Annotated in this window: 23 protein-coding genes; 13 read left to right on the plus strand and 10 right to left on the minus strand. The window is 67.2% G+C overall.

What is annotated here, in order from left to right:
* Window positions 1–193: 193 nt before the first annotated feature.
* Both ACR2MZ_RS07675 and ACR2MZ_RS07680 read left to right on the plus strand, forming a co-directional pair.
* On the plus strand, window positions 194–1,633 hold the full coding sequence (locus ACR2MZ_RS07675) for an NRAMP family divalent metal transporter (RefSeq protein WP_434004476.1): 1,440 nt from the start codon (window positions 194–196) through the stop codon (window positions 1,631–1,633).
* Window positions 1,634–1,645: 12 nt separating this feature from the next.
* Window positions 1,646–2,125 carry an acyl-CoA thioesterase gene (locus ACR2MZ_RS07680; RefSeq protein ID WP_434004477.1) on the plus strand — a complete coding sequence of 160 codons (480 nt, stop codon included), beginning with the start codon at window positions 1,646–1,648 and terminating at the stop codon, window positions 2,123–2,125.
* Between the two features lie 15 nt (window positions 2,126–2,140).
* Here ACR2MZ_RS07680 and folE read toward each other — a convergent pair whose 3' ends face one another.
* Window positions 2,141–2,725 carry a GTP cyclohydrolase I FolE gene (gene folE / locus ACR2MZ_RS07685; protein WP_434004478.1) on the minus strand — a complete coding sequence of 195 codons (585 nt, stop codon included), beginning with the start codon at window positions 2,723–2,725 and terminating at the stop codon, window positions 2,141–2,143.
* A gap of 131 nt (window positions 2,726–2,856) precedes the next feature.
* Between folE and ACR2MZ_RS07690 the strand changes: the two genes are divergently transcribed.
* On the plus strand, window positions 2,857–3,519 hold the full coding sequence (locus tag ACR2MZ_RS07690) for a MerR family transcriptional regulator (RefSeq protein ID WP_434004479.1): 663 nt from the start codon (window positions 2,857–2,859) through the stop codon (window positions 3,517–3,519).
* 82 nt (window positions 3,520–3,601) lie between these two features.
* On the opposite strand, the gene ACR2MZ_RS07695 is transcribed toward ACR2MZ_RS07690, so the two are convergent.
* The 4 genes from ACR2MZ_RS07695 to ACR2MZ_RS07710 form a co-directional block, all read right to left on the minus strand.
* Window positions 3,602–4,150, minus strand: coding sequence for a dihydrofolate reductase family protein (locus ACR2MZ_RS07695; protein ID WP_434004480.1), 549 nt, complete (start codon window positions 4,148–4,150; stop codon window positions 3,602–3,604).
* Window positions 4,151–4,416: 266 nt separating this feature from the next.
* Window positions 4,417–5,304: a metal ABC transporter permease gene (locus tag ACR2MZ_RS07700; protein ID WP_434004481.1), complete on the minus strand. Its 888-nt coding sequence runs from the start codon at window positions 5,302–5,304 to the stop codon at window positions 4,417–4,419.
* Window positions 5,301–6,062, minus strand: a complete 762-nt coding sequence (locus tag ACR2MZ_RS07705) for a metal ABC transporter ATP-binding protein (protein ID WP_434004482.1) — start codon at window positions 6,060–6,062, stop codon at window positions 5,301–5,303. The genes ACR2MZ_RS07700 and ACR2MZ_RS07705 overlap by 4 nt, the downstream gene beginning before the upstream one ends.
* Window positions 6,059–6,976 (minus strand): metal ABC transporter substrate-binding protein, encoded by a 918-nt coding sequence (locus tag ACR2MZ_RS07710; protein ID WP_434004483.1) that lies wholly within the window; start codon window positions 6,974–6,976, stop codon window positions 6,059–6,061. The genes ACR2MZ_RS07705 and ACR2MZ_RS07710 overlap by 4 nt, the downstream gene beginning before the upstream one ends.
* A gap of 67 nt (window positions 6,977–7,043) precedes the next feature.
* Here ACR2MZ_RS07710 and ACR2MZ_RS07715 point away from each other — a divergent pair, with 67 nt between their 5' ends.
* The 6 genes from ACR2MZ_RS07715 (at window position 7,044) to ACR2MZ_RS07740 (ending at window position 11,478) form a co-directional block, all read left to right on the plus strand.
* On the plus strand, window positions 7,044–7,436 hold the full coding sequence (locus ACR2MZ_RS07715) for a Fur family transcriptional regulator (protein ID WP_434004484.1): 393 nt from the start codon (window positions 7,044–7,046) through the stop codon (window positions 7,434–7,436).
* A gap of 225 nt (window positions 7,437–7,661) precedes the next feature.
* Window positions 7,662–9,050 carry a phytoene desaturase family protein gene (locus ACR2MZ_RS07720; RefSeq protein ID WP_434004485.1) on the plus strand — a complete coding sequence of 463 codons (1,389 nt, stop codon included), beginning with the start codon at window positions 7,662–7,664 and terminating at the stop codon, window positions 9,048–9,050.
* Window positions 9,051–9,224: 174 nt separating this feature from the next.
* Window positions 9,225–9,524 carry a DUF1905 domain-containing protein gene (locus ACR2MZ_RS07725; protein WP_434004486.1) on the plus strand — a complete coding sequence of 100 codons (300 nt, stop codon included), beginning with the start codon at window positions 9,225–9,227 and terminating at the stop codon, window positions 9,522–9,524.
* 221 nt (window positions 9,525–9,745) lie between these two features.
* A complete protein-coding gene (locus ACR2MZ_RS07730; RefSeq protein ID WP_434004487.1) occupies window positions 9,746–10,351 on the plus strand; it encodes a hypothetical protein in 606 nt (201 codons plus the stop codon).
* Between the two features lie 27 nt (window positions 10,352–10,378).
* Window positions 10,379–10,921, plus strand: a complete 543-nt coding sequence (locus ACR2MZ_RS07735) for a GNAT family N-acetyltransferase (RefSeq protein WP_434004488.1) — start codon at window positions 10,379–10,381, stop codon at window positions 10,919–10,921.
* 44 nt (window positions 10,922–10,965) lie between these two features.
* Entirely contained in the window at window positions 10,966–11,478 is a 513-nt protein-coding gene (locus ACR2MZ_RS07740) for a pyridoxamine 5'-phosphate oxidase family protein (protein ID WP_434004489.1), read from the plus strand.
* Here ACR2MZ_RS07740 and ACR2MZ_RS07745 read toward each other — a convergent pair.
* The 4 genes from ACR2MZ_RS07745 to ACR2MZ_RS07760 are packed head-to-tail and all read right to left on the minus strand — an operon-like array spanning window position 11,435 to window position 15,847.
* Window positions 11,435–12,451, minus strand: coding sequence for a beta/alpha barrel domain-containing protein (locus ACR2MZ_RS07745; RefSeq protein WP_434004490.1), 1,017 nt, complete (start codon window positions 12,449–12,451; stop codon window positions 11,435–11,437). The two genes, ACR2MZ_RS07740 and ACR2MZ_RS07745, sit on opposite strands and share 44 nt — an antisense overlap.
* Window positions 12,448–13,341 carry an isocitrate lyase/PEP mutase family protein gene (locus tag ACR2MZ_RS07750; RefSeq protein ID WP_434004491.1) on the minus strand — a complete coding sequence of 298 codons (894 nt, stop codon included), beginning with the start codon at window positions 13,339–13,341 and terminating at the stop codon, window positions 12,448–12,450. The genes ACR2MZ_RS07745 and ACR2MZ_RS07750 overlap by 4 nt, the downstream gene beginning before the upstream one ends.
* A complete protein-coding gene (locus ACR2MZ_RS07755) occupies window positions 13,338–14,648 on the minus strand; it encodes an MmgE/PrpD family protein (RefSeq protein ID WP_434004492.1) in 1,311 nt (436 codons plus the stop codon). Before ACR2MZ_RS07755 ends, ACR2MZ_RS07750 begins: the two co-directional genes overlap by 4 nt.
* Window positions 14,645–15,847, minus strand: coding sequence for a CaiB/BaiF CoA transferase family protein (locus ACR2MZ_RS07760; RefSeq protein ID WP_434004493.1), 1,203 nt, complete (start codon window positions 15,845–15,847; stop codon window positions 14,645–14,647). The genes ACR2MZ_RS07755 and ACR2MZ_RS07760 overlap by 4 nt, the downstream gene beginning before the upstream one ends.
* A 144-nt stretch (window positions 15,848–15,991) precedes the next feature.
* Here ACR2MZ_RS07760 and ACR2MZ_RS07765 point away from each other — a divergent pair, with 144 nt between their 5' ends.
* Genes ACR2MZ_RS07765 through ACR2MZ_RS07780 form a run of 4 tightly spaced genes read left to right on the plus strand, consistent with a single transcriptional unit; the run spans window position 15,992 to window position 20,298 of the window.
* A complete protein-coding gene (locus tag ACR2MZ_RS07765; protein WP_434004494.1) occupies window positions 15,992–17,227 on the plus strand; it encodes a CaiB/BaiF CoA transferase family protein in 1,236 nt (411 codons plus the stop codon).
* The gene (locus ACR2MZ_RS07770; RefSeq protein ID WP_434004495.1) at window positions 17,224–18,021 is read left to right on the plus strand and encodes an IclR family transcriptional regulator; all 798 of its coding nucleotides are present in this window, start codon (window positions 17,224–17,226) and stop codon (window positions 18,019–18,021) included. Before ACR2MZ_RS07765 ends, ACR2MZ_RS07770 begins: the two co-directional genes overlap by 4 nt.
* 47 nt (window positions 18,022–18,068) lie before the next feature.
* Window positions 18,069–19,235 (plus strand): MFS transporter, encoded by a 1,167-nt coding sequence (locus ACR2MZ_RS07775; protein ID WP_434004496.1) that lies wholly within the window; start codon window positions 18,069–18,071, stop codon window positions 19,233–19,235.
* Between the two features lie 10 nt (window positions 19,236–19,245).
* Window positions 19,246–20,298, plus strand: a complete 1,053-nt coding sequence (locus ACR2MZ_RS07780) for an Ldh family oxidoreductase (RefSeq protein WP_434004497.1) — start codon at window positions 19,246–19,248, stop codon at window positions 20,296–20,298.
* A 59-nt stretch (window positions 20,299–20,357) separates the two neighbouring features.
* Here the strand turns inward: ACR2MZ_RS07780 and ACR2MZ_RS07785 are convergent, their stop codons facing one another.
* A complete protein-coding gene (locus ACR2MZ_RS07785) occupies window positions 20,358–21,623 on the minus strand; it encodes an ABC transporter substrate-binding protein (RefSeq protein ID WP_434004498.1) in 1,266 nt (421 codons plus the stop codon).
* Between the last annotated feature and the right edge of the window lie 45 nt (window positions 21,624–21,668).

Raw genomic sequence — 21,668 nt, forward strand, 5'->3', positions numbered from 1 at the left:
GCCACCGGGTCCGGTTGCCACTCATGCATTCTGGCTGAGCCGCCCGTCCCATCAGCGGTCCGCCAGTCGCCGCTACCATCAGGGGTTGCGGCGTGACGCTTGCATTCCGGCCTTCCTGTGCTACAGCTGATCCGCTCCGATGTAGAAAACCTACTGTTTGACACTCACGTTTCTTGCATATAACATGTAGGAAATGGCGGAACCGATCCAAGACCCAGTGCTCGAATGGCTCCCAATAGGAGCCGACGTCGAGCCTGCGCCGCTGGAGGTGCTCAAGGGCGGAATCGATCCGGAGGCGCCGAGCACAGGCGCGCCCCCGGCAGGGCGCAGCACCTTCGAGGAAGCAAGGAAGCGCGGTCCGCTGGGCGTCCTCCAGCTGTTGGGCCCCGGCCTCATCACCGGCGCCAGTGACGACGATCCCAGCGGCATCGGCACCTACTCGCAGGTTGGCAGCCAGTTCGGCTTCGGGATGCTCTGGCTGGCGCCCTTCACCTTTCCGATGATGGCGGCTGTGCAGGAGGTCTGCGGCCGGATCGCTCTGCAGACAGGCGTGGGGCTTGCCACTTCGTTGCGCAAGAAGTTTCCCACCGCGCTGGTGGGCGTCTGCATCGCGGCGCTGCTGATAGCGAACACCATCAACGTGGGCGCCGACCTGGGTGCTGTGGCGAGCGGTGCCTCCCAGCTGACGAGGCAGCGAGTTCCTGCGATTCTGTTCGTGGTGCCGGTGGCAGCCTTGGTCGCAGTACTCCAGCTGTTCGTCAGCTTTCAATGGATATTCCGCGTGTTCAAGTGGCTGACGCTTTCGCTTTTCGCCTACATAGTCACCGGCTTCGTTGCGCACCCCGACCTTCTGCAGGTTGTCAAGGCGACGGTGATCCCACATCTGGAGTTCTCGCAGAACTTCGTGATGGGCGTCGTGGCGGTTCTTGGCACCACCATTTCGCCCTATCTGTTCTTCTGGCAGGCCTCGGCGGAAGTGGATGAGATGAGTGCGGCGGAACCGACCACTGAGGTGCGGCGCAGCCGGCTCAAGGCCAGCGAACTGCGGGCCGCCCGGACCGACATCTTCATCGGCATGGCCTTTTCGCAGATCGTCATGTACTTCATCATCCTGACCTCAGGCGCCGTGCTTCACGCGCACGGCAAGACTGACATCCAGTCCGCCGATCAGGCGGCCTCCGCGCTCGAGCCCTTTCTCGGCTCCTTTGCCTTTGTCGCCTTTGCCCTGGGCATGATCGGCACCGGGCTGCTCGCCATTCCCATCCTCAGCGGCTCCGCCGCGTATGCCCTGAAGGAGTTCATGGGCTGGCGGGGTTCGCTGGCGGTGAAGCCGCGCTACCGGCCCACCTTCTACGGCATCATGGTCGCCGCAGTTGTGACCGGAGCGTTCATGAACTTCCTGCACATCGATCCGATCAAGGCCCTCTTCTACACAGCCGTGCTCAACGGTTTGGTAGCGCCGCCGCTGCTGGTGCTGATCACACTGCTGGGAGCAGACCGCAAATACATGAAGCAGCACGTCAGCGGTCGGCTGAGCCAGGCGCTGTGCTGGGCCGCCACCGCCGCCATGGGCGCGGCAGCCATCGCCCTCATCGTCACGCTGATCCCGGGAGCGAAGCTGCCCGGCGGCTAACCTGGAGCCGCCGTGAGCGCTGACTTCGCCTGCTACACCACGCGCTGGCCGGTGCGAAACTATGAGCTCGACAGCAACGGCCACGTCAACAACGCCGTCTACCTCAACTGGGCCGAGCAGATGGCGATGGAGCATGCCGAACTCGCCGGCTACGGCCGTGCCTGGAGCCGGGCGCAGGGCGGCTGGTGGCTGGTTCATCGCAGCCTGATCACTCACCACCGACCTGCCCAGTTCGGCGATGTGGTCGAGCTGACTGTTCGGGTGATCTATCTGCGCGGCAGCCGCGGTGTGCGCCAGACGGAGATCCGTCGGGTGGCCGATGGTGAGGCCCTGGCTGAGGTGCTGACCGAGTGGGTGTGGGTGCGCGAAAGCGACGGTCGGCCGGCACGGCTGCCACGTGAGCTGCAGGAACTGGGACGCTCAGCCACCGAGGCCACGCTGGCGCGCGATCCAGGCTTTCTGCAGGCTCTGCGCCGAACGCCCGGCCGGTAGTGCCCCTGCTTCCACTTAGCGGCTGATGAGGTTCAGAAACTCGCCCCGGGTGCGAGCGTCAGAGCGGAAGACGCCAAGCATGCAGGAGGTCACCGTCTGACCGCCGACCTTCTCCACCCCGCGCATCTCCATGCAGAGGTGGCGAGCCTCAATCACCACCCCGACGCCCTTGGCCTCGGTGAGCTGCAGCAGCGCTTCGGCGATCTCCCGCGTCATCCGCTCCTGCAGCTGCAGGCGGCGAGCGAAGACGTCGACCACGCGAGGAACCTTGCTCAGGCCCAGCACTTTGCCGCGCGGCAGGTAGGCGACATGCGCGGCTCCAAAGAAAGGCAGCAGATGATGCTCACAGAGGCTGTAGAACTGCACATTCTTGACCAGGACCATCTCGTCGTACTGCTGCTCGAACAGCGCGTCTCCGAGCAGGTCCTCCAGGTCAGCGCCATAGCCACCGGTCAGGTAGGTGAGCGAGTCGGCCGCCCGCTCAGGCGTTCCCCGCAGCCCCTCGCGTCCGACGTCCTCGCCGAGCTGCTCGATGAGGGCTCGGACTAGTTGTTGTAGCGCCTCGGCCGAGCTGTGAGGCTGGGAATGATGCGCGCTCACGGCACCATTCTGCCAACTGGTCAACCCCCGCTCCAGATTGCAGGGGCCGGATCTGGGGCGGTGTAACGCAGCGCGGAAAAGGCCCGAGAACCTAGCGGAGAACTGGCCATGGCCTTCTATGCTGACGAGACGTGAGCGAGCCGCCCGCGCCTGACGACGACCTCGACGCACAATCGGCGGACAGCTGGGTCAGCTTGGGCGAGGCGGCCCGGCAGCTGGGTATCAGTCAGCAGACGCTGCGGCGGTGGGCCGACAGAGGCCAAGTCAAGAGCTTTGTCACTCCCGGCGGACACCGCCGTTTCCAGCGGTCAGTGCTGACGGAGCTGCTGCCCGCGCCGCGGCTTCGGCGCCCGCAGCTTGCGGATCTCGGCAGTTCCCTCGATCGCATGGCCGATGCTTACAGGCGCCGGCTGGACGCCGAAGGAAGCCCGCTGCCGATTCTGGCGCTGCTGCCCGAGTCCGAGCGAGAGCGCTTCCGCGAACGCGGCCGGCGGATGGTGGAGCTGCTGCTGAACCACCTGGACGCGGACTCCCCGCCGGTGGCCTTGGCCAGTCTGCACGAGGCGGCAGCCCATGCGGTCGAGTACGGAGTCATCGCGGCCGGGCTGGGCGCCTCGTTGGGTGAAGGGATCGAGATGTTCCTCCGCTACCGGGCACCATTCCTGGAGGAGCTCGCAGTCATCGCCCGGCGCCGCCGCCTGGACACGGCTGAAGCAACAGGCCTGCTGATCGACGCCGAAGCGGCCTTCGACAAACTGCTGCTGTCCTTCATGGCGGGCTGGCAGGAGGCGTAGCTGCCGCCGCCGAAGGTGAGTAGCGGATTGCTGGGGCCTCGGTGGACACGTCGGCCACCGGCGTCTGTCAGAGCAGCCTGACCTAGGATCGGCTGGCCGGCCGGTACTCAAGGATGACGATGCCGGATCTGAAGGTCCGGGTGTGCGTCAGCTCTAAGGCTCTCCGGTCAACATCGGCCGCGAACAGCCGCTGGCCCTCACCCAGCACAATTGGGTGCAGCATCAAGCGGTAGAGGTCGATCAGATTCTCTTGTCCAAGAGCATTGAACAGCTGCGCACTGCCGGACAGAAGGATGTCCTGCCCTGGCTCCGCCTTCAACTTGCGCACCTCCTCCGCGAGATGTCCCCTGAGCAGCTGCGAGCCTTGCCATTCAAGCTTCTCAGCGGTCGCCGAGACCACGTACTTGGGCATGCTGTTCATCCTGTCCGCGAAACCGGCCTCGTCCTTCATGGCAGGCCAGGCGGCCGCGAAACCGTCGTAGGTCTTGCGCCCCAGGAGCAGGGCGTCGCTCGCCTGCAATTCCTGCCATTTGAACTGTGCAGCTTCGTCGTCGAAGAATGGCCCCGACCAGCGGCCCGGCTCCTCGAAAACGCCATCGAGCGATAGGTACTCAGTTGCCACCAGCCTCATGTTTTCCTCCGCTGAATCTCGATATTGACAGCGACGGCCGGCTTGAGCCCGGCTCTGGCGTCGGATCGTCAGGCACTACTGAATACGTCGATCAAGTTATCGGCAGAACGACAGGTTCGAGCAATCAGATGAGCCAAACCTTCGCCTCGGCGCTGAGTGGGCGACTGTCACCTACCCACCATGTCGGCGGGACGGAGGCGCATCGCCGACCAGGTCTCCTCGACAGCGCGTCGGTGAGCCAGTTAGTGGCGTACTCCTCAAGAACGTCAGCCGTGGTGGAAGCGAGGCTGGTCGCCGGCCGGCCTGGTCGGGCGGAGCCGGCGCGCCAGCGCACCGCGGCGGGGTTCGCAGATCAGCACTACCAGAAACAGCAGAGTGCTCAGGCAGACGATAAGGCTGCCGCTGGAGACGTTCAGGTAGTAGGCGATGACGAGGCCTGCCACACCACTGAACGCGCCAAGGCAGGCGCTCAGCAGCAGCATTCGCGGCACGCGCACGGTGAGCAGGCGCGCGGTGGCGGCGGGGGTGATCAGGAAGGCCACCACGAGGATGTTGCCGATCGCGCGCAGCGAGACCACCACCGTCGCCGCCAGGAGCAGCAGGAGCAGCAGGTCTAAAAGCAGCCCCCTGAGGCCCATCGCCTCCGCCAAGCCGGGATCGAACGCGCGGAGCACGAAGCGGCGGTGGAAGATCAGCAGCACCGAAGCCACCACGGTGGAGAGCCCGAGCGTCAACCACAGGTCCTCCGGGCTGACGAGCAGAACGTTGCCGAAGAGGAAGTCCTCCAGCGCCGTCGCGTAGCTGTGCACTGTTGAGATGAGCACGATGCCGAGAGCAAAAGCCCCTGTCAGGACCACGCCAATGGCCGCGTCCTCCTGAATCCGCTGATCGCGGGTGATGAGCCCGATCGAGACCGCCGCGACCGCGCCCGCTGCGAGGGCGCCGTACAGGATCGCGGTGGCGCCCGAGAGCAGAAAGGCGATCACCACACCGGGCAGGACGGCGTGGGAGAGGGCGTCAGTCATGAACCCCAGGCGGCGGAAGATCACATAACAGCCGAGTGCGCCACCCAGCCCGCCGCTGAGCAGAACCTGGACCAGCGCCCGACGCTGCACCTCCAGCAGGAACGGATCACTGAGCCACTCCAGCGTCACCGCGCCTGGTCCCCCAGCGCCAGGCCGCCGTCAGGCAGCACCAGCAGGTGTTCACCGTAGATGAGCTCGAGCGTGTCGCGCCGCAGCAGGCGGTCGGCCGGTAGGTCTGCCACCACCGTGCCGTTCACACCCCAGACCCTGTCCGCCATGCGCGCCGAGCCGACCACGTCGTGAGTCGCCATCAGAACGGTCCCGCCCCGGCTGCAGAACGCGTGGAGCAAGCGGAGGACGCCGTCCTGGCTGGCTGGATCGACCCCGGAGAGCGGCTCGTCCAGCAGCAGCACCGGCGCCTGCGAGAAGAGCGCCCGGGCCAGCATCACCCGCTGCTGCTGGCCCCCGCTGAGCTCACCGATCGAACGCTCCCGCAGCTCGGCCAGGCCCACCTGCTCAAGCCCACCGAGCGCCGCCTCACGGTCAGTGGCTGCCGTCCAGCCAATGCGGCGCAGCGAAGCCTGGCGCCCCATCAGCACCACGTCGAGCACGCTGGCGGGGAAGGTCCAGTTGATGTCCTCCCGCTGGGGCACATAGGCCAGCAGTCGCCGGCGGCCCGAGCCCTCGAGCCCGGCCACGGCGACGCGGCCGCTGACGGTCACGATGCCCACGACTGCCTTCAAGAGAGTGCTCTTGCCGGCTCCATTCAGCCCGACCAGGCAGACGAAGCTGCCGGCGGGTGCGCTGGCGGTTGCATCCTGAAGCGCCAGCAGGCTGCCGTAGCGGGCGCTCACCCTCTCCAGATAGACGGCGGGCGGCTCGGTCAACAGCTGCTGAACCCCTCAGCCATCACGGCGCCGTTGTGGCTGAGTGCGCCCTCCAGCGTCCCGCCCGGGCTGCCCGGCTCTCCCAACGCGTCACCGTACAGCTTGCCGGCGAAGACTCTGGCTCCGGATTCCCGAGCGATCTGAGCTGCCAGATTGGGGTCGATGGTGGTTTCGGTGAAGATGGCGCAGACGTGGTCCTGCCTTATGGCAGCGACCAGACGGGCAACGTCAGCCGGTCTTACAGCAGCTATCGAATCGGTGGCCGGGACTATGTCGCCGACCAGGGTGATCCCGTAGCGGGGCAGAAAGTAGTTGAACGCGTCGTGGTTGGCGACGAACAGGCGGCGCGGGGCGGGGACGGGATCGAGCTTGGTGTGAATCTGGCGGTCGGCCGCGTCAAGGCGATCGCTGAGCGCAGCTGCGTTGCGCTGATAGGTCGCGCGGCCGGCCGGGTCCAGTCGCGTCAGCTCATCTGAGATGGCCGCTGCCGCCAGCTTGGCGTTGTCCACGTCGTACCACCAGTGCGGGTCCTGGCCGCCTTCGCCGGCATTGCCTGAGCGAAGATGCACGTGCTTCGCCAGGTCGACAGCGTGCACGGTTTCGCCAGCTGCCGCCAGGCCCCGGTCGAGCCACTTGTCGGCTCCGGCCCCGCTCTCGAAGACGGCGGCCGAGCGCGCCAGCTGGGTCACCTGCTCAGGCTTCAGCTCGTACTGGTGGGGATCGGTGTTCGGCCCCAACAGTGGCGTCAGCTGGACCCGTTCGCCACCGACAGCCCTGATGAGAGCGCTGACCTGGGTCAGCGTGCTCGTCACCCGCAGCGCGCCCGGTTTGGATTGACCGGCCTGCCCAGCGCCACAAGCCAGGCTCAGCAAAACCAACAAGCCGGCCAGAGCCACGGCTTGGGTCACTCTCATGGTGAAGCAGCATAGCATTTGCGCAAATGATTTGCGCAACCGGCTTGCTTCATGCTTTAATGGCTGCATGCCCCGGCCCAGTCCTGTCAGCGATGCAGTTCGCGGCGTCATCGATGCGGGCCAGCGGCACGCCTGGGCGCTCGACGAGCTGCTGGATTCCGTTCGCACCCATGTCCCTGGCGCCGACTACTCAACAGTCTTTCGGGCTGTCACCATGCTTGAGCGCTCGGGCGAGGTGAACCGGGTGGAGGTGGGCGACGGCAAGGCCCGTTACGAACCCAACCAGGAGCACCACGAGCACATCCGCTGCCGCGATTGTGGCCAGGTCGCTCAGGTGCCGGGCTGCGTACTGCTGGCGGCGGAGTCAGAGATCGCGGGGGCGACGGGCTTCCAGGTGGACGGGCACAGCCTGCTCTTCTCCGGCGTTTGCCCGATCTGCCAGCGCAAGAACGACGGCTAGTGGACTGTAACTGTCGGATGTGGAGCAGGCCGCAGGCTCGGAGACCGGCGTTCCAGGCGGGTGGTGCCAAGGATCGGGTGGCGCAAGGAGGAGCCCATCTCAAGATGGGTGACGACGCGCGCCGGGCCCCGAGACGCCGGCATCGGCGAGCGAAGCGAGCCCGCCCGTCTGGGGCGTCGGATGCTCCATATTCGGCTGTTACGGTCCACTAGCGCGCCCGACGCCGTGGTCGTCGGCTCAGGTCCGAACGGGCTGGCGGCCGGCATCACGCTGCTGGAAGCCGGCCGCTCGGTCCTGGTCCTGGAGGCCGCCGAGCAGCCGGGCGGTGGCCTGCGCAGCGAGCAGCTGACCGAGCCGGGCTTCCGCCACGACGTGTGCGCATCGGTCATGGCGTTCGCCCCGGTTTCGCCTTTCCTGCGACGGCAGAGCCTGCGCCTGCTGACGCCGCCTGCTCCGCTGGCCCATCCGCTGGAGGGCGACGCAGCTGTGATCCTGGAGCGCTCGGTGGAGGAGACGGCCGCCGGCCTTGACCCGCCCGATCGCGCCGCCTACGGTCGCCGGCTGGGTGGCTTGGTCCGCGGCGCCGAGGCGGCGTTCGCCGACCTGCTCGCAGGCCCTCGGCTGCCGCAGCTGGCGCTGACGGGAACCCGCTTCGGCGTCACGCCTCTCCTTCCCGCTGTGGTTCTGGCGCGCCACGCGTTCCAAGGCGACCGGGCTCGCGCGCTCCTGGCCGGCTGCTCGGCCCATGGTGGCGTGGCCCTGACGGAGCCCGTGAGCGCTGCCTTCGGCCTGGTCCTGCAGGCGACCGCACATGCTGGCGGCTGGCCGCTGGCCAGGGGTGGCTCGCAGTCAGTCGCCGCCTCTCTGGTCCAGCGCCTGCTCCAGCTGGGCGGCGAGATCCGCTGCGGCGAACGCGTGGCTGACGTCGAGCAGCTGCCCGGCCGCGCTGTTCTGCTTGATCTGACGCCGCGCCAGGTGCTGCGTCTGATCGGTAGCCGACTGGGCGTCCGCTACAGGCGTGGGCTCGAGCGTTACAGGTATGGTCCTGGCGCGTTCAAGCTGGACTGGGCCCTGAGCGGACCCGTGCCCTGGCGGGACCTTGCGTGCCGCCGAGCCGCCACAGTCCACCTGGGTGGAACGTTGGCCGAGATAGCGGCGGCGGAGCGGGACGTGAACCAGGGCCGGCATGCCCTGCGGCCTTTCGTGATCTTCGTCCAGGCAAGCCTGTTCGATCCCAGCCGGGCTCCCGCCGGTCGGCACAGCGCCTACGCGTACTGTCATGTGCCGAACGGTTCGGCAGTGGACATGACCGAAGCCATCGAGCGGCAGGTGGAGCGGTTCGCGCCCGGCTTCCGCGACCTGGTACTGGCGCGCTCAGCGATGAGCCCGGCTGCGCTGGAGCAGCACAACCCGAACCTGGTGGGCGGAGATCTGAATGGGGGCCGGCAGGACCTGCGCCAGCTCTTTACTCGGCCGCTGCCGCGCTGGAGCCCCTACACGACGCCAGATCCGCGCCTCTACCTCTGCGGCCAGGCAACGCCGCCCGGCGGAGGTGTGCATGGCATGTGCGGTTACAACGCCGCCCGGGCTGCTCTGCGCCGCACGCTCCGTTGAGCAGACCGCTCGGGTAGAACCCGGGAGAAAGTACACCCTGCCACGGCAGCGATGCACGCCGGCGACTGGTTGCTCAAGCTCCTGCTGATCGCCGTCATCGTAGGCCTGCTCCACTGACCGCGACCCGACAGACCACGACCACAACCGCCACCGAAACCGATAGGAGGATGATCGATGAACAGCACGTCAGCATCGACCACCGGGCCGCTCGATCACACGTTTACCGCGACACTCACACAGAGCCCCGCCAAAGGCGGATGGACCTACGTCGTCATGGACGGCTCCGCCGACTTCTTCGCCACCCGCGGACTGGTCAAGGTCAGCGGGATCATCGATGACCAGCCCTTCACCAGCTCATTCATGGCGCTCGGCGACGGCACCCACAAACTTCCGGTCAACGCCACCATCCGCCGCCACCTCGGCAAGCACGTCGGCAACACCGTCACAGTCCATCTCGACCAACGACTGAAGTAGTCAACTACGCAGATCCGGCACCAGCCTGGCGACAATCCGCCTCAGGAACCAGCGGGCCGCGGCGGTAGCCGACCTGCTCGTCGGGCTCGCCCCTGTCGTTCCGGGCTCCTACGTCGGTTTGGCGGCGGGCGCGCTGGCACCACCCACCAGCACCCCTGGCGCACGAGGTTCTTCAGGTAGTTGGTTCGTGCGCCCGGCAGCCACGGCGATAACCTATGCGCATGAGCAGCCTGGCTCAGAAGCTGAGACTGCCGGAGGGCGGCCGCGTGTCGATCGTGAACGCTCCGCCCGGGTACCTCGACCGGCTCGGTATCTCGGCGCCCAGCCATGGGCCTGACCTCGACTTCATCCAGCTGTTCGTTAAGGACAAGGACGAGCTGCGCCGCCTGGGACCGGGCACGATCGGGTCGGTAAAGACTAGCGGCCTGCTCTGGATCACCTATCCAAAGAGTGGCAAGACGCGAGGTGCCACTGATCTCCCCGCCACCCCGTGGTGGCACCGCGGTGACGTGCTCGACGAGATCACCGGTGTGACCGGATACCTACCGTTGGCGCAGGTTTCCATCGACGACCACTGGACCGCCCTGCGCTTCAAGCCGGCCAGAGAAGGCATGAGCACTATGTGGCCCGAGGGCCGTGCGAGCATTTCTGGCAGGAGCAGGCAGCTGAGCGATCGGCGCGCGCAGGTTGACCTCCATACCAGGGTCGATCTGCTCCAGCTCGGGGTCGTTCAGCAAGCTGCTCACCGGCACGCCCGCGTTGGCGTTGAGCATGTCGACGGGGTCGGCCTCGGCCGCCAGCCGCTCCGCCTCGCCCCGAAGAGCTAGCCGACTTCGATCTCGGACAGAAGTTCGATGCCGCGATCTGCCTTTTCAGTAGCCAGCAGCAGTCCGTACGAGCGCGAGGTGGGGCTGCGGGACGGGACTCGCGTTCACGTCCGGCCCATCCGGCCGGAGGACGAGCCGCTGCTGCAGGACGCTGTGGCTCACATGTCGGAGCGGAGTGTGTACTTCCGCTTCTTCTCACCCCTGAAGCGCCTACCGGAGGCCATGGCCCGCAAGCTGGCCCGGGTCGACTATGAGGATCGCTTCGCCCTGGTCGCGTACTGCCGGGAGCGCGGCGAAGAGAGGATAGTGGGGGTGGCCCGCTACGATCGCGCCCCGGGCACAGATGCCGCCGAGGTGGCTGTAGCCGTCGTTGATGAGGTGCAGCGGCAAGGTTTGGGCTCGCAGCTGTTGAGCCTTTTGGCGCAGGTGGCGCGGGAGCACGGCCTCAGGACCTTCACGCTCATCGTCCTGCCCGAGAATCAGAGCATGCTGGCACTGCTGCGCAAGCTCGGCTGGATCCATCGCGCGATCTTCAGAGGCGGCCTCTACGAGATCTCCTTCGAGATCTGACCCTGTGGCGCACTGAGCGTCCCTGGTCAGCGATGATTCAGTAGATGCCGGCTCGGGAGAGGGAACTGATCAGGATGAACGCTGCCGAACTGGAGGCGTTTCTCGCCTCTGAGAGCACGATGACTATCGCCACCATCGGCCCGCAGGGCCGGCCGCATCTGATGCCCGTCCACTACTACTTGGAGCGGGACGGCCGCCCGGCGACTTGGACCTACGCCAAATCGCAGAAGACCCGGAACCTGGAGCGCGATCCTCGAGCCACCCTCCAGGTGGAGGCGGGCCAAGAGTACGGGGAGCTGCGGGGAGCGATGCTGGAGGCGGACGTCGAGATCGTCCGCGACCTCGATGTCGTGGCTCAGATGGGCTGGCAGGTAGTGACGCACTCTGGCCGCCAGAGTTCCGGCACCGTTGACCTTGGGGGAGACGCCCGGGCCCGCGTTCTGGCCCAGGCGCCAAAGCGGGTGGGCCTCCGCTTCACCATCACACGAGCGCTGACTTGGGACCACCGCAAGCTCAGCCCGAGGGCCGCCCAGACTGGCCAGGCGGCGCCGAGGTGATCTCGGCCAGGTGTTCCCGATTGATCTCGAGGAACCGCTCCATGGTTCCAAAACCTGTGACGTGGCCGCCGCCCGTGCCAACCAGCTCCATAGCCCTCCGCCCGTTGGCCGCGCAAGCGGTGAGGTCGATGCCTGTGGTCACCCCCGAGGACTCGAAGAGGTAGACCAGGTCCTCGGTGGCCACGTTCCCCATCTCGGTGGTGTGAATAGGCATGGCTATACCTCCGCCGATCCCGCCGGCCGAACCGTCGAAGCCCCTGGCCCCTGCCTCGTAGCCGGCGAAGGCGTTGCCGAGCGCGGTGCCCGCCAGCGTGTGCAGGTGCAGGCCGAGTTGGAACTCGGGCCAGCTGTGGAGCACCGCTGACACCCGCTCCCGGACCAGCGCCGGCCAGGCCAGGCCGATGCTGTCGGAGAGATGGATGTCACGGATGCCAAGCTGGTAACCGCGCTCTGCTATGCGGAGCACTGAGTCCAGGGGAACCAGGCCGTCATAAGGGCAGACGAAGGAGATCGCCATGCCCAGCGCCACCTCGGTGCCAGAGCGGGCGGCCAGCTCGACGGACCGCTCGATGTCCTCCAGGTTCTCGTCGATCGACATGTTGGAGTTGAGCCGCTGATAGGTGGGGCTGGCGGCCACCAGGCAGGAGATCTTCGGCACCCCGGCGGCAATGGCCCGCTGCGCACCTCGGAAGTTCGGCACCAGCGCGCGCAGCCTGACACCGCCCAGGTCACGTCCGACCAGCCGCTCTGCGATCGCCTCGGCGTCGGCCAGCTGGGGAATGACACGCGGGTGGACGAACCCGGCGATCTCGATCTCGGGCACGCCTGTCGCGGCGACAGCCTCGATGAAGGCAACTTTCTCATCGGTGCTCGGCTGACGAAGTCCGGGCTCGTAGAGCAAGGTCTGCAAGCCGTCGCGGGGGAACACCTCAGCGATTCGAACCTTGGGTGCCTCTCGGTCTGAAGTTGTCATTGACCAGCCTCCCGGTGGTTGGCGCGAGGCGGATCCGCCTCCGCGTACCGGCTGTCGAGTTCGGTCCAGCCGGCGAGGTCGACGATGGCGTCGCGCGCTGCGAAGGGCGCCAGCCGGTCTCGCACGGCTTTCGATGAGCCGTCGCGGAAGAGCGCCTCAGCCGTGAGCTGCATGGCGCGGATGGCCGCCCGCTGCAGGTCCGAGGGAACTATCACGAGCCGATAGCCCATCTGCTCCAACTCGGCAGCCGGGATCAATGGGGTGCGGCCGCCCGCGAACATGTTGATCAGGAGAGGCTCGCTGAAGGAGCCGGCGATGGTCTCGATCTCCTCCCGGCTGGTGGGTGCCTCGATGAAGATCACATCGGCGCCCGCGTCGGCGTACAGCCGACCGCGCCGGATCGCCTCGGCGAAGCCGGCTTGGCCGCGCGCGTCGGTGCGGGCGATGATCAGCATCTCCCGCCGGGTGTCGACAGCCGCCCGCAGCTTCTGGACCATCTCCTCGGCGCGGATCAACTGCTGGCCCGAGTAGTGGCCGCACTTCTTCGGGGCCACCTGGTCCTCCAGGTGGATGGCCGCGGCGCCCATTCGCTCGAACTCCCGCACAGTCCTGATCACGTTCAGGGCGTTGCCGTAGCCGGTGTCGGCGTCGGCGATGACCGGCAGCTCCGTCGCGTCGACCACCTCCCGGAGGCGCCCGAGGACCTCGCTCATGCTCAGCAGGCCCAAGTCGGGCACGCCTGTGCTGCGGGCGACGGCGCCTCCGCTGCAGTAGATCGCCTCGAACCCGGCAGCCGTCGCGATCCGCGCCGAGAGGCCGTCGTAGACGCCAGGGACCACGAGGATGCGGCCCTCCTCGAGGCGAGCTCGCAGTCGGGCGGCGCCGCTCACAGCTCTTCGGCCAGCGCAGACACTGGCAGCTCGTCGAGGCGCTGGATCAAATCGACCAGCTGCGGCGGCCCACCGAGGGCTGTGAACTTAGCCTCCAGCTCCTGCCAGGAACAAGGACCCTGGTAATCGGGAAGCGCCAGCGAACTGGTGCGCCCATCGTGCCTGCGAATCTCGATCCTCACCCCCTGGTGTTCGGGAAAGGCCTTCGAGAGCTCCGGCGCCTCGTGCACGTCCACCTTTTGTAGCAGCGCTTGGACGTCCTCTCGGTTGACTCGGTCCTCGGCATACTGGGCGGGCGTCATCTCGCCGTCAAGCAGCGCCGAGGCCACCAGGTAGGGCAGCGAATGGTCAGCCTCCTCCTTGGTCCTCACCGTCTTCTTGTCGCCGGCGCCCGGGCCGATGATCTCGTAGCTGACGTCGAAGACCTGCAGATCGATCCGCTCGACCTCCTCGGCTCTCAGGCCGTCTCGCCGGAGCTCCAACACTGCGTCGATGGTGGACTGGGCGTGACCCTCGGCGTTGTACCGCTTGATGATCGTCAGCTGGACAGCCTCCAGGTCCTCCCGGGACCAGTCCAGCTCGAACCGGCCGGCGATCGCTTCCATGAAACCCTTGCTGCCCTCCAAGACCTCCATCGGCCCGGTGACGCCGCGGCGGGCCAGGAAGCCGGCGTGGATGGCGCCGAGGGCGACGTTGGGGTAGGCGAGGGCCTTCCAGTTGGAGAGCGAGCCGGTGCGGGTTACGCGCAGGGCGTTGAAGGCAGTGCCGCAGATGGCTATCGCGTTAGCGGTTTTATCCGCGTCGAGTCCAAGGGCCCGGGCGACCCCGGCCGAGGCGGCGTAAGCGCCCTGAGTTGAATGGTCGAAGCCGTGGGCCCTGACCGGAGCGACCTGGCTCAGACGGAGCTGGACCTGATAGGCGACGGCCAGTCCCGCGAGCATCTCCTTGCCGGAGGCGCCGATGTACTCGGCAGCCGCCAGCACAGGGGCCAGGTTGTCGCTCGGGTGGCAGGCCTCGCCGCGGCCCAAGAAGGTGTCGTTGAAGTCGAGATAGCGGACCGCCGCCCCGTTCTGGAACGCTGCCCGGTCAGGGCTGGTGCGGCCGCCGCCGATCAGCGTCGAGAGCGGACTGCCGCCGAAGTCGAGGGTGTGCTCCCGGATCGCCCGGATCGGGGGCGCCTCGAGCGCGCCGTACGCGCAGCCCAGCGCGTCCAGCACACGCTTCTTCAGTGCTTCCTGCGAGGCGCGTGAAACGTCCTCCCAGCGCGCCCGGCCGGCGAACCGCGCCAGCTCCTGGACCATCGTCATACGATCCCTGCCTCGCGCAGGCTTGTGATCTCCTGGGCGCTGAGGCCCAGCTCGCCGAGAACCTCGTCGGTGTGAGCTCCCAGCGCGGGGCCCGTGCTCCTGATCCGACCCGGCGTGGCGCTGAAGCGCGGTACTACGTTGGCCAACCGCATGGTCCCCAGATCGCTATCTTGCACTTCGGCCAGGTCCTCCCGAGCCTCGAAGTGGGGGTCCTCGAAGATGGTCGGGATGTCATAGATCGGTCCGACAGCTACTTGGGCCGCGTTCATCACGCGGATCACCTCGGGGCGCGCATGCGCGGCCATCCAGGCGGCGATCTCGGCGTCCAGCGCCTCGACGTTCTCGATCCGCAGCTCGTTGCTTGCAAAGCGCTGATCCCTCGCCAAATCAGGCCTGCCCATCGCCTCACAGAGGCGTTCCCAGATCCTCTGAGTGCTCGCCGAGAGCGACACCCACTGGCCGTCCCCGCAGCAGTACGTGTTGCGGGGAGCCACGTGGCTGCTGCGGTTGCCGATCCGGTTCGACGCCACCCCGAGCTGGTCGAAGTCGAGCAGCGCCGGCTCCAGGAGCCGGAAGAGAGGCTCGTAAAGCGAGAGGTCGATGACCTGGCCGCGGCCGTTGTTGTTGCTGCGTCCGAAGAGGGCGACCATGATGGCGTAGGCGCCAGTGATCCCTGCGATCCCGTCACCGAGCGGCAGGTTCGCCAGCGTCGGCGGCCCATCAGCTTCCCCCACCACGTGGGAAAAGCCTGAGAAGCCCTCGGCTAAGGTGCCGAACCCAGGCTGGGCGCTGTAGGGGCCTGTTTGTCCGTACCCGGTGACCCGAAGGATCACCAGCCGCGGATTGAGCGCCAGCAGCTGGTCAGGGCCTATGCCCCAGCGCTCCAGCGTCCCAGGTCGGAAGTTCTCGATCAGCACATCAGCGGTGGCGATCAGCCGGCGGAACACGGCGGCGCCCTGGGGCTGGCGGAGATCCAAGGTGAGGGAGCGCTTGTTGCGCGAAAGCGACTTCCACATGAGCGGAATGCCCTGCCGCCGGCTGCCCCAAGCACGCTGGTGGTCGCCGATTACCGGCTGCTCGACCTTGATCACGTCGGCCCCGAACTCGCCGAGATAGGAAGCCGACCAGGGTGCGGCCATGAGGGTCGCGGCGTCGACCACCCTGACGCCTTCGAGGGGCAGTCGAGCGGTTTCCGGCATGGTTTCTGACCTCGCGATTTGTAGTCCACGCAGTGGACCAGATGGTCGAAGAATGAGTCTCCACGTGGCGCGAAGGGAAGTGGGCTTGTATCCTACGGGATCCGAAAATGGAAGACCAGGACCGCGTGGTGGTACGGTGATCCGATGAGCGAAGGGTCCTCCGGGCAGCTCGCGGGCCTTCGCGTCCTGGAGCTCGGCTCGCTCATCGCAGGTCCCTTCTGCACCCGGCAGCTGGCCGACATGGGCGCACGCGTATTGAAGATCGAGCCTCCGGGCACCGGCGACCCTCTTCGCAACTGGAGCGTTCTCAGCGACGAGGGGTCACTTTGGTCGTTCGTCCAGTCCCGCAACAAGGAGTCGATAGCCATTGACCTGCGCTCGCCCATCGGGCAAGAGCTGGTGCGGCGGCTGACCGAGAGGGTCGACGTCGTGGTTGAGAACTTCCGCGCCGGCCGCCTCGAATCGTGGGGTCTCGGCCCCGACGTCCTCCGGCAGGCAAACCCGCGACTGGTGCTGGTGCGGATCTCCGGCTTCGGCCAGGACGGGCCCTACCGAGACCGCCCCGGCTACGGCAGCACGGGCGAGTCGATGGGCGGCCTGCGCTACGTCACCGGCTTCCCCGACCGACCCCCGCTCAAGATGGGCGTCAGCATTGGTGACGCGATCGCCGCCCTCTATGCGACCATCGGAACGCTTGCCGCGCTGCGCCGGCGCGACGCGACGGGCCGGGGCGAGGTCGTCGACGTCGCGCTCTACGAGGCGGTTTTCAGCCTTCTCGAGGGCACCCTCCCCGAGTACGGCTACAGCGGGGTGGTCCGCGAGCGGATGGGAAACGCGCTGCCCGGCGCGGCCCCCTCCAACAGCTACCCGACGGCCGATGGCAGGTTCATCACAATCGGCGCCAACGGCGAGTCGATCTTCGTCCGCTTCGCCGCCGCCATCGGCATGCCTTACCTCACAAGCGATCCGAGGTTCGACAACAACCAGGCGCGGCGGGCCAACTCGGAAGCACTCGACGCGATCATCACCGGCTGGACGATCCAGCACTCGGTGGAGAAGATCTGGGAGCTGCTGAATCGGGCGGAGGTCCCGGCCTCCCCTGTCTACAGCATCGCCGACATCGTCCAGGACCCTCAGTTCCGCGCCCGCGAGATGATCGTCGAGACGGACGGTCCGAAGTCGGTGGGGCAGATTCTGATGCCCGGCTTCGTCCCACGCTACTTGGAGGCTCCGAGCCGACTGCGCTGGCACGGGCCCCGGGTCGGCGAGCACACGGCGGCCGTGCTCGGCTCAGAGCTCAGCCTGTCCGAGGAGGAGCTCGACCGCCTCAGCGCTTCTGGGGTGATCGGACTGGACCGAGCAGGCGCGCCCGCTCCATGATCCAGCCCGCGGCCGGCGAATCGGTGCGCAGCGTCAGCCGAGCTCTCCAGATCCTGGCTGCGTTCGACGAGGAACACGCGATCTGCAGTCTGACCGAGCTGCTTCTTCGGGCTGATCTGCCCAAGACCACAGCGCTTCGCCTCATTCAGACCCTCGCCCGCAACGGCTTCCTCTTTCGCCGCGGTGACGGCAGGTTCTGTCTGGGACCAGTTCTGATCAGGCTTTCCCGCGCGGTGTCGGTCGCCTGGCGGCTTCCGGTGGCAGCCGATGCGACCATGGAAGCCGTCCGCGCCCGAACCCGCGAGACAGTCAACCTCTACGTCCTGGAGGGGCTGACAAGAGTCTGCGTCGCCCAGAAGCAAGGGCCTCAGCACATCCGGTTCGTGATCCCGATAGGCGTCAGATTGCCGCTCTGGGCGGGCGCGTCCGGCAAGCTTCTTCTCGCCCATCGGGACCGAGACTTCTTCGAGTCTGTGCTGAGCGCGGCGGGCCGCGAGGAGGACTTCAGCGCCGGCCTCGCGGTCGAGCTGAGGCAGATTCGAGCCCAGGGCTATGCGGTCAGCCGCGACGAGCGCGAGCGCGGCGCCTCTTCAGTGGCCGCCCCGATCTCGGACGGGCGGGGTGGCGTGACAGCTGCGCTGGCGGTCTCAGGGCCGACATCTCGCTTCAGCGATGACCGGGTCGCCGAGTTCGCAGCCGTCCTGAAGGAGGCGGTGCAGCAGATGGCTGCCGCTCTGACCGGCTCCGCCGACGGCATCTCTCCAGCTCCGGCCGTCGACGGAGCCGAGCCCTGACTATGAGGACCAAGCGGAGAGCATCACCCCGTTGGACGGTCCTGGCCGTGGCACTCGCTGTCCAAACGGCGATCTCGATAGTGGCGGCGGCGTTGGCTGTGCTGCTCCCCTTCGTCAAGGACGAGTTTCGCCTCACGTACGCGGAGGCGGGGGTAGTGGTCAACTTCTCATTCGTCGGCGGCTTTCTCACCATCGCACTGGCGGGGCTGGTGGTGGACGCGCTGGGCGACCGCTTTGTGCTGGTGCTGGGAGGCCTCCTCGCCGGCGCGGCGGCCATCGCGGCAGCGGTTTCCCCCAACTTCTGGGTGCTGCTGCTGGTGCTGGTGGTGATGGGTGTGGGCGTGGCGACGCCGACACCGGCCGGCAGCGTGGCTGTGCGGCGCGCCTTTCCGCTCAGGGTCCGGGGCATGGTCATGAGCATCCGCCAGACGGGCATCCCCTTCGGGTCCTTCTTCGCCGCGCTGATCCTGCCCAGCATCGCCATCGGCCGCGGCTGGCGGCCCGCGATGGTGGTGGCTGGCCTGATCTCGATAGTTGTAGCGCTCATCGCCCTGGCGGTGTATCGCTCGGCGGGAGCGGTCGAGCGCGTGGAGGGGTCAAAGCGCGGCCTGGTCAGCGTCTTCAATCGAGACAGCGCCATCGCATCCGCCGGCGGAGTCTTCCTGGTGGCGGCGCAGATGAGTCTCCTGACCTACCTCGTCTCCTACCTGGTCCACGACCGCCGACTCAGCCTCACGACAGCAGCCGGCTTCCTGGCCATAGCTCAGCTCGGCGGCGCCGGGGCACGCGTGCTCTGGGGGGTGGTCAGCGACAGGCTGCTGGGCGGCAGCCGCCGGACGGCCCTCCTCCTCGCCGCGGCCACCGGGGCGGTCGGCAGCCTGCTCCTGGCCGCTCTGCCCGCCGGCGCGCCGTTCGCGGTGCTGCTCCCTGCCATCCTGGTCGCGGCTGCCGGAGCGGTCGGCTGGAACGGGGTCCAGATCTCCTACCTCTCCGAGCTCGCTCAGCCGGGCACGGAGGGCCGGAACGTGGGCATCGGGCTGATGATCCAGCAGCCTGGCATCCTCGCCGGGCCCTTCGTCTTCGGCCTCGTGGCCGACCTCACAGGGTCGTTCAGGCTGGCCTGGGTCCTGCTCGCCGCCTTCCTTGCCACAGCCATGGTGATCGTGTCAGCCTCTCGGGAGTCGATCCCGACGGCCGAGGCCGAACTCGCCTAAGGCCAAGGAGATGCCAACCTTCGCCGCAACGCGTCTCGGCCAGTTTGCGGAGGGCGTCCTCACCGCCATGGGTCTCATCGACGATGAAGCGAGGCTCGTGGCCGGCTGCCTGGTCGAGGCGAACCTGCGTGGCGTCGACAGCCACGGGCTGCTCCGCCTACTCCAATATGCGGACGCTGTGGAGCGCAGGGAGGTCAATCCCCGCCCGGTCGTGCGGGTCGAGCGTGTTCAGCCTTCGGCGGCGCTGGTCGACGCCGGCGGTGGCTATGGCTTCCGGCCGGCCCAGATCGCGATGGATCTGGCAGTCGAGCTGGCCACCACCTCGGGCGCCGGACTCGTCGGTGTCCGCAACAGCCACCACTTCGGGATGACGGCGATCTACGCCGAACGCGCGCCGGCCGCCGGGCAGATAGGGATCGTGACCACCAATACCGGGCCGGTGATGGCGCCGGCCGGGGTCACCGCTCCCCTGGTGGGGAACAACCCGCTGGCGATCGCCGTGCCGCGCCGCCCGCCGGCACCGCCGTTGGTCCTCGACATGGCGCTGAGCGGCACTGCCTTCGGCCGCATCAGGCTGGCCGCCGCCGAGGGCCGCCCGATCCCACCTGGCTGGGCCCACGATCGGCAGGGCAGGCCCACGGTGGATTCGACCGAGGCATTGGCGGCAAGCTTGCTGGCGCCGATGGGCGGCCATAAGGGCTACGTCCTCTCGGTGATGCTGGAGATTCTGACAGGCGTCCTCACAGGCTCCCGCTTCGGGCTTGACGCCCATGCCCACAGTCACTTGGAAGGCGGGGTCGGCCACCTCCTGATAGCTGTCAGGCCCGACCTGTTCGTGGCCCGCGAGCGCTTCCTGGAGAGCGTCGAGGAGCTGGTCGCTCAGCTCCGAGCGGCGCCCACCGCTCAGGAGGCCCAGGTCCTCCTCCCCGGCGAGGTCGAACAGAGGACGCGCGAGCAACGGACGGCGGCCGGTGTACCCGTCTCGGACGAGCTGGCAGAGCGGCTGGACGGGCTGGCCGCCAGGCTCGGCTTTGCCGGCAGGCTGTTGGCCCAGCGCAATTAGAAGAAGGCTCCCGGCGGCGCGGCCACCGGAAGCCCTCCCGAGGTATCAGACCTCTGGCTCTAACCGCCGGCTGCCGAGACCTTCGCCACCGCGTCGGCGCCGACGTGGAGGACCGTGGTGGTCGCGGACGCGTCAGCGTTGAACTGGACGATGTCCCAGTCGCCGAAGGTGTTGTTGTACTGGTTGAAGTCCTGGGGACCCGAGGCGCCCTCGAAGTCGATCTTCTTGCCATCCTTCAGCAACTGCACGCAGGACGCGTACGTGTAGCACTTGGTGCCGGGCGGATTGCTGACCTTCTTGATGTGGTCGACCCACACCTTGCCGTCTGTCGTTTTCGCCTCGGTCATGGCGAGGGAGGCGATGATGGTTGCGTCGTAGGTGTTCTGCGACAGCTCGACAGGCTTGTCGGAGTTCCAGACCGCCTGGTAGTCCTGGAGGTAGTGCTTCCAGGCCTCACCGGTGCCAGGGGCGCCGGCCACGCCGTAGAGGTACTTGCTGGCGTCGGCCAGGCCTACCGCCTTTGCATACTCGACTGTGTTGCCAGTATCGTCCGAGACGAGCGGGACGTTCAGATGGCCCAGCTCCTTCATGTTCGCGAACAGCGTGGCGCCGGTCTGAGCGTCGCTCTTCACGAAGACGACGTCAGGAGTGCCGTTGGCGAACGCCTTGGTGATCTCTGAGCGGTAGGAGCTCTGATGGAGCGCGAGCTGCTCGCTGTCCTGGATGGTGCCACCGTTGTTTTTGAAGTAGGTGGTCACGTGGTTCAGCTCGTCAGTCGCGTCCGAGGTGGTCTCGAACAGCGTGACTGCCTTCTTCCAGCCCTTCTGGACTGCGAAGTAGGCCATCGCGGCCGTGATGGTCGTGTCCGAGGGGGTGGTCCGGAACACGTACTTGTACTGCATGTGGTCGACCTGCGAAGTGCCGCCCTGCATGAAGTCAACCAGATGCGCCGGGTCGTAGTTCTTGATCACTCCCTGGATCTCGAGCGAGGAAGGTCCCACCTCGAAGGTGGGATTCTGCGTAGCCAACTTGCGCCAGGCAGGCACGGCGTCGACCGGGTCACCGCCGGTGTCCGCGAGCACCTCCTTGATCTGGCCGCCCATGACTCCGCCGTTCTTGTTGACGTCGTAGACGCCAGCCTTCGCGCCGTGCAGAAACCACTGCCCGACGAAGGCTTCGCGGCCGGACATGGGAAAGAGCTCAGCCATGGTCACCGGCTGGCCGCTGCTGCTGCTGCTTGAGCCCGAGGTGCCGCCGCCGCAGGCAACCACCCCAAAGGTCATGAGGACCGCTGTCAGGACCCTCAATCGATTCCTACCGAACATCTACTTGTTTCTCCTACTTACGGTTTGAAGTGGACGGATTCCCAA

This window comes from Candidatus Dormiibacter sp., from assembly GCF_050999135.1.
GTDB classification, from domain to species: domain Bacteria; phylum Chloroflexota; class Dormibacteria; order Dormibacterales; family Dormibacteraceae; genus Dormiibacter; species Dormiibacter spiritus.

Coding starts and splice junctions, on each gene's coding strand:
- ACR2MZ_RS07675 (WP_434004476.1), top strand. CDS start 194: ATGGCGGAACCGATCCAAGACCCAGTGCTCGAATGGCTCCCAATAGGA.
- ACR2MZ_RS07695 (WP_434004480.1), bottom strand. CDS start 4,150: ATGAGGCTGGTGGCAACTGAGTACCTATCGCTCGATGGCGTTTTCGAG.
- ACR2MZ_RS07710 (WP_434004483.1), bottom strand. CDS start 6,976: ATGAGAGTGACCCAAGCCGTGGCTCTGGCCGGCTTGTTGGTTTTGCTG.
- ACR2MZ_RS07715 (WP_434004484.1), top strand. CDS start 7,044: ATGCCCCGGCCCAGTCCTGTCAGCGATGCAGTTCGCGGCGTCATCGAT.
- ACR2MZ_RS07725 (WP_434004486.1), top strand. CDS start 9,225: ATGAACAGCACGTCAGCATCGACCACCGGGCCGCTCGATCACACGTTT.
- ACR2MZ_RS07730 (WP_434004487.1), top strand. CDS start 9,746: ATGAGCAGCCTGGCTCAGAAGCTGAGACTGCCGGAGGGCGGCCGCGTG.
- ACR2MZ_RS07735 (WP_434004488.1), top strand. CDS start 10,379: ATGCCGCGATCTGCCTTTTCAGTAGCCAGCAGCAGTCCGTACGAGCGC.
- ACR2MZ_RS07740 (WP_434004489.1), top strand. CDS start 10,966: ATGCCGGCTCGGGAGAGGGAACTGATCAGGATGAACGCTGCCGAACTG.
- ACR2MZ_RS07745 (WP_434004490.1), bottom strand. CDS start 12,451: ATGACAACTTCAGACCGAGAGGCACCCAAGGTTCGAATCGCTGAGGTG.
- ACR2MZ_RS07755 (WP_434004492.1), bottom strand. CDS start 14,648: ATGACGATGGTCCAGGAGCTGGCGCGGTTCGCCGGCCGGGCGCGCTGG.
- ACR2MZ_RS07760 (WP_434004493.1), bottom strand. CDS start 15,847: ATGCCGGAAACCGCTCGACTGCCCCTCGAAGGCGTCAGGGTGGTCGAC.
- ACR2MZ_RS07765 (WP_434004494.1), top strand. CDS start 15,992: ATGAGCGAAGGGTCCTCCGGGCAGCTCGCGGGCCTTCGCGTCCTGGAG.
- ACR2MZ_RS07770 (WP_434004495.1), top strand. CDS start 17,224: ATGATCCAGCCCGCGGCCGGCGAATCGGTGCGCAGCGTCAGCCGAGCT.
- ACR2MZ_RS07780 (WP_434004497.1), top strand. CDS start 19,246: ATGCCAACCTTCGCCGCAACGCGTCTCGGCCAGTTTGCGGAGGGCGTC.
- ACR2MZ_RS07785 (WP_434004498.1), bottom strand. CDS start 21,623: ATGTTCGGTAGGAATCGATTGAGGGTCCTGACAGCGGTCCTCATGACC.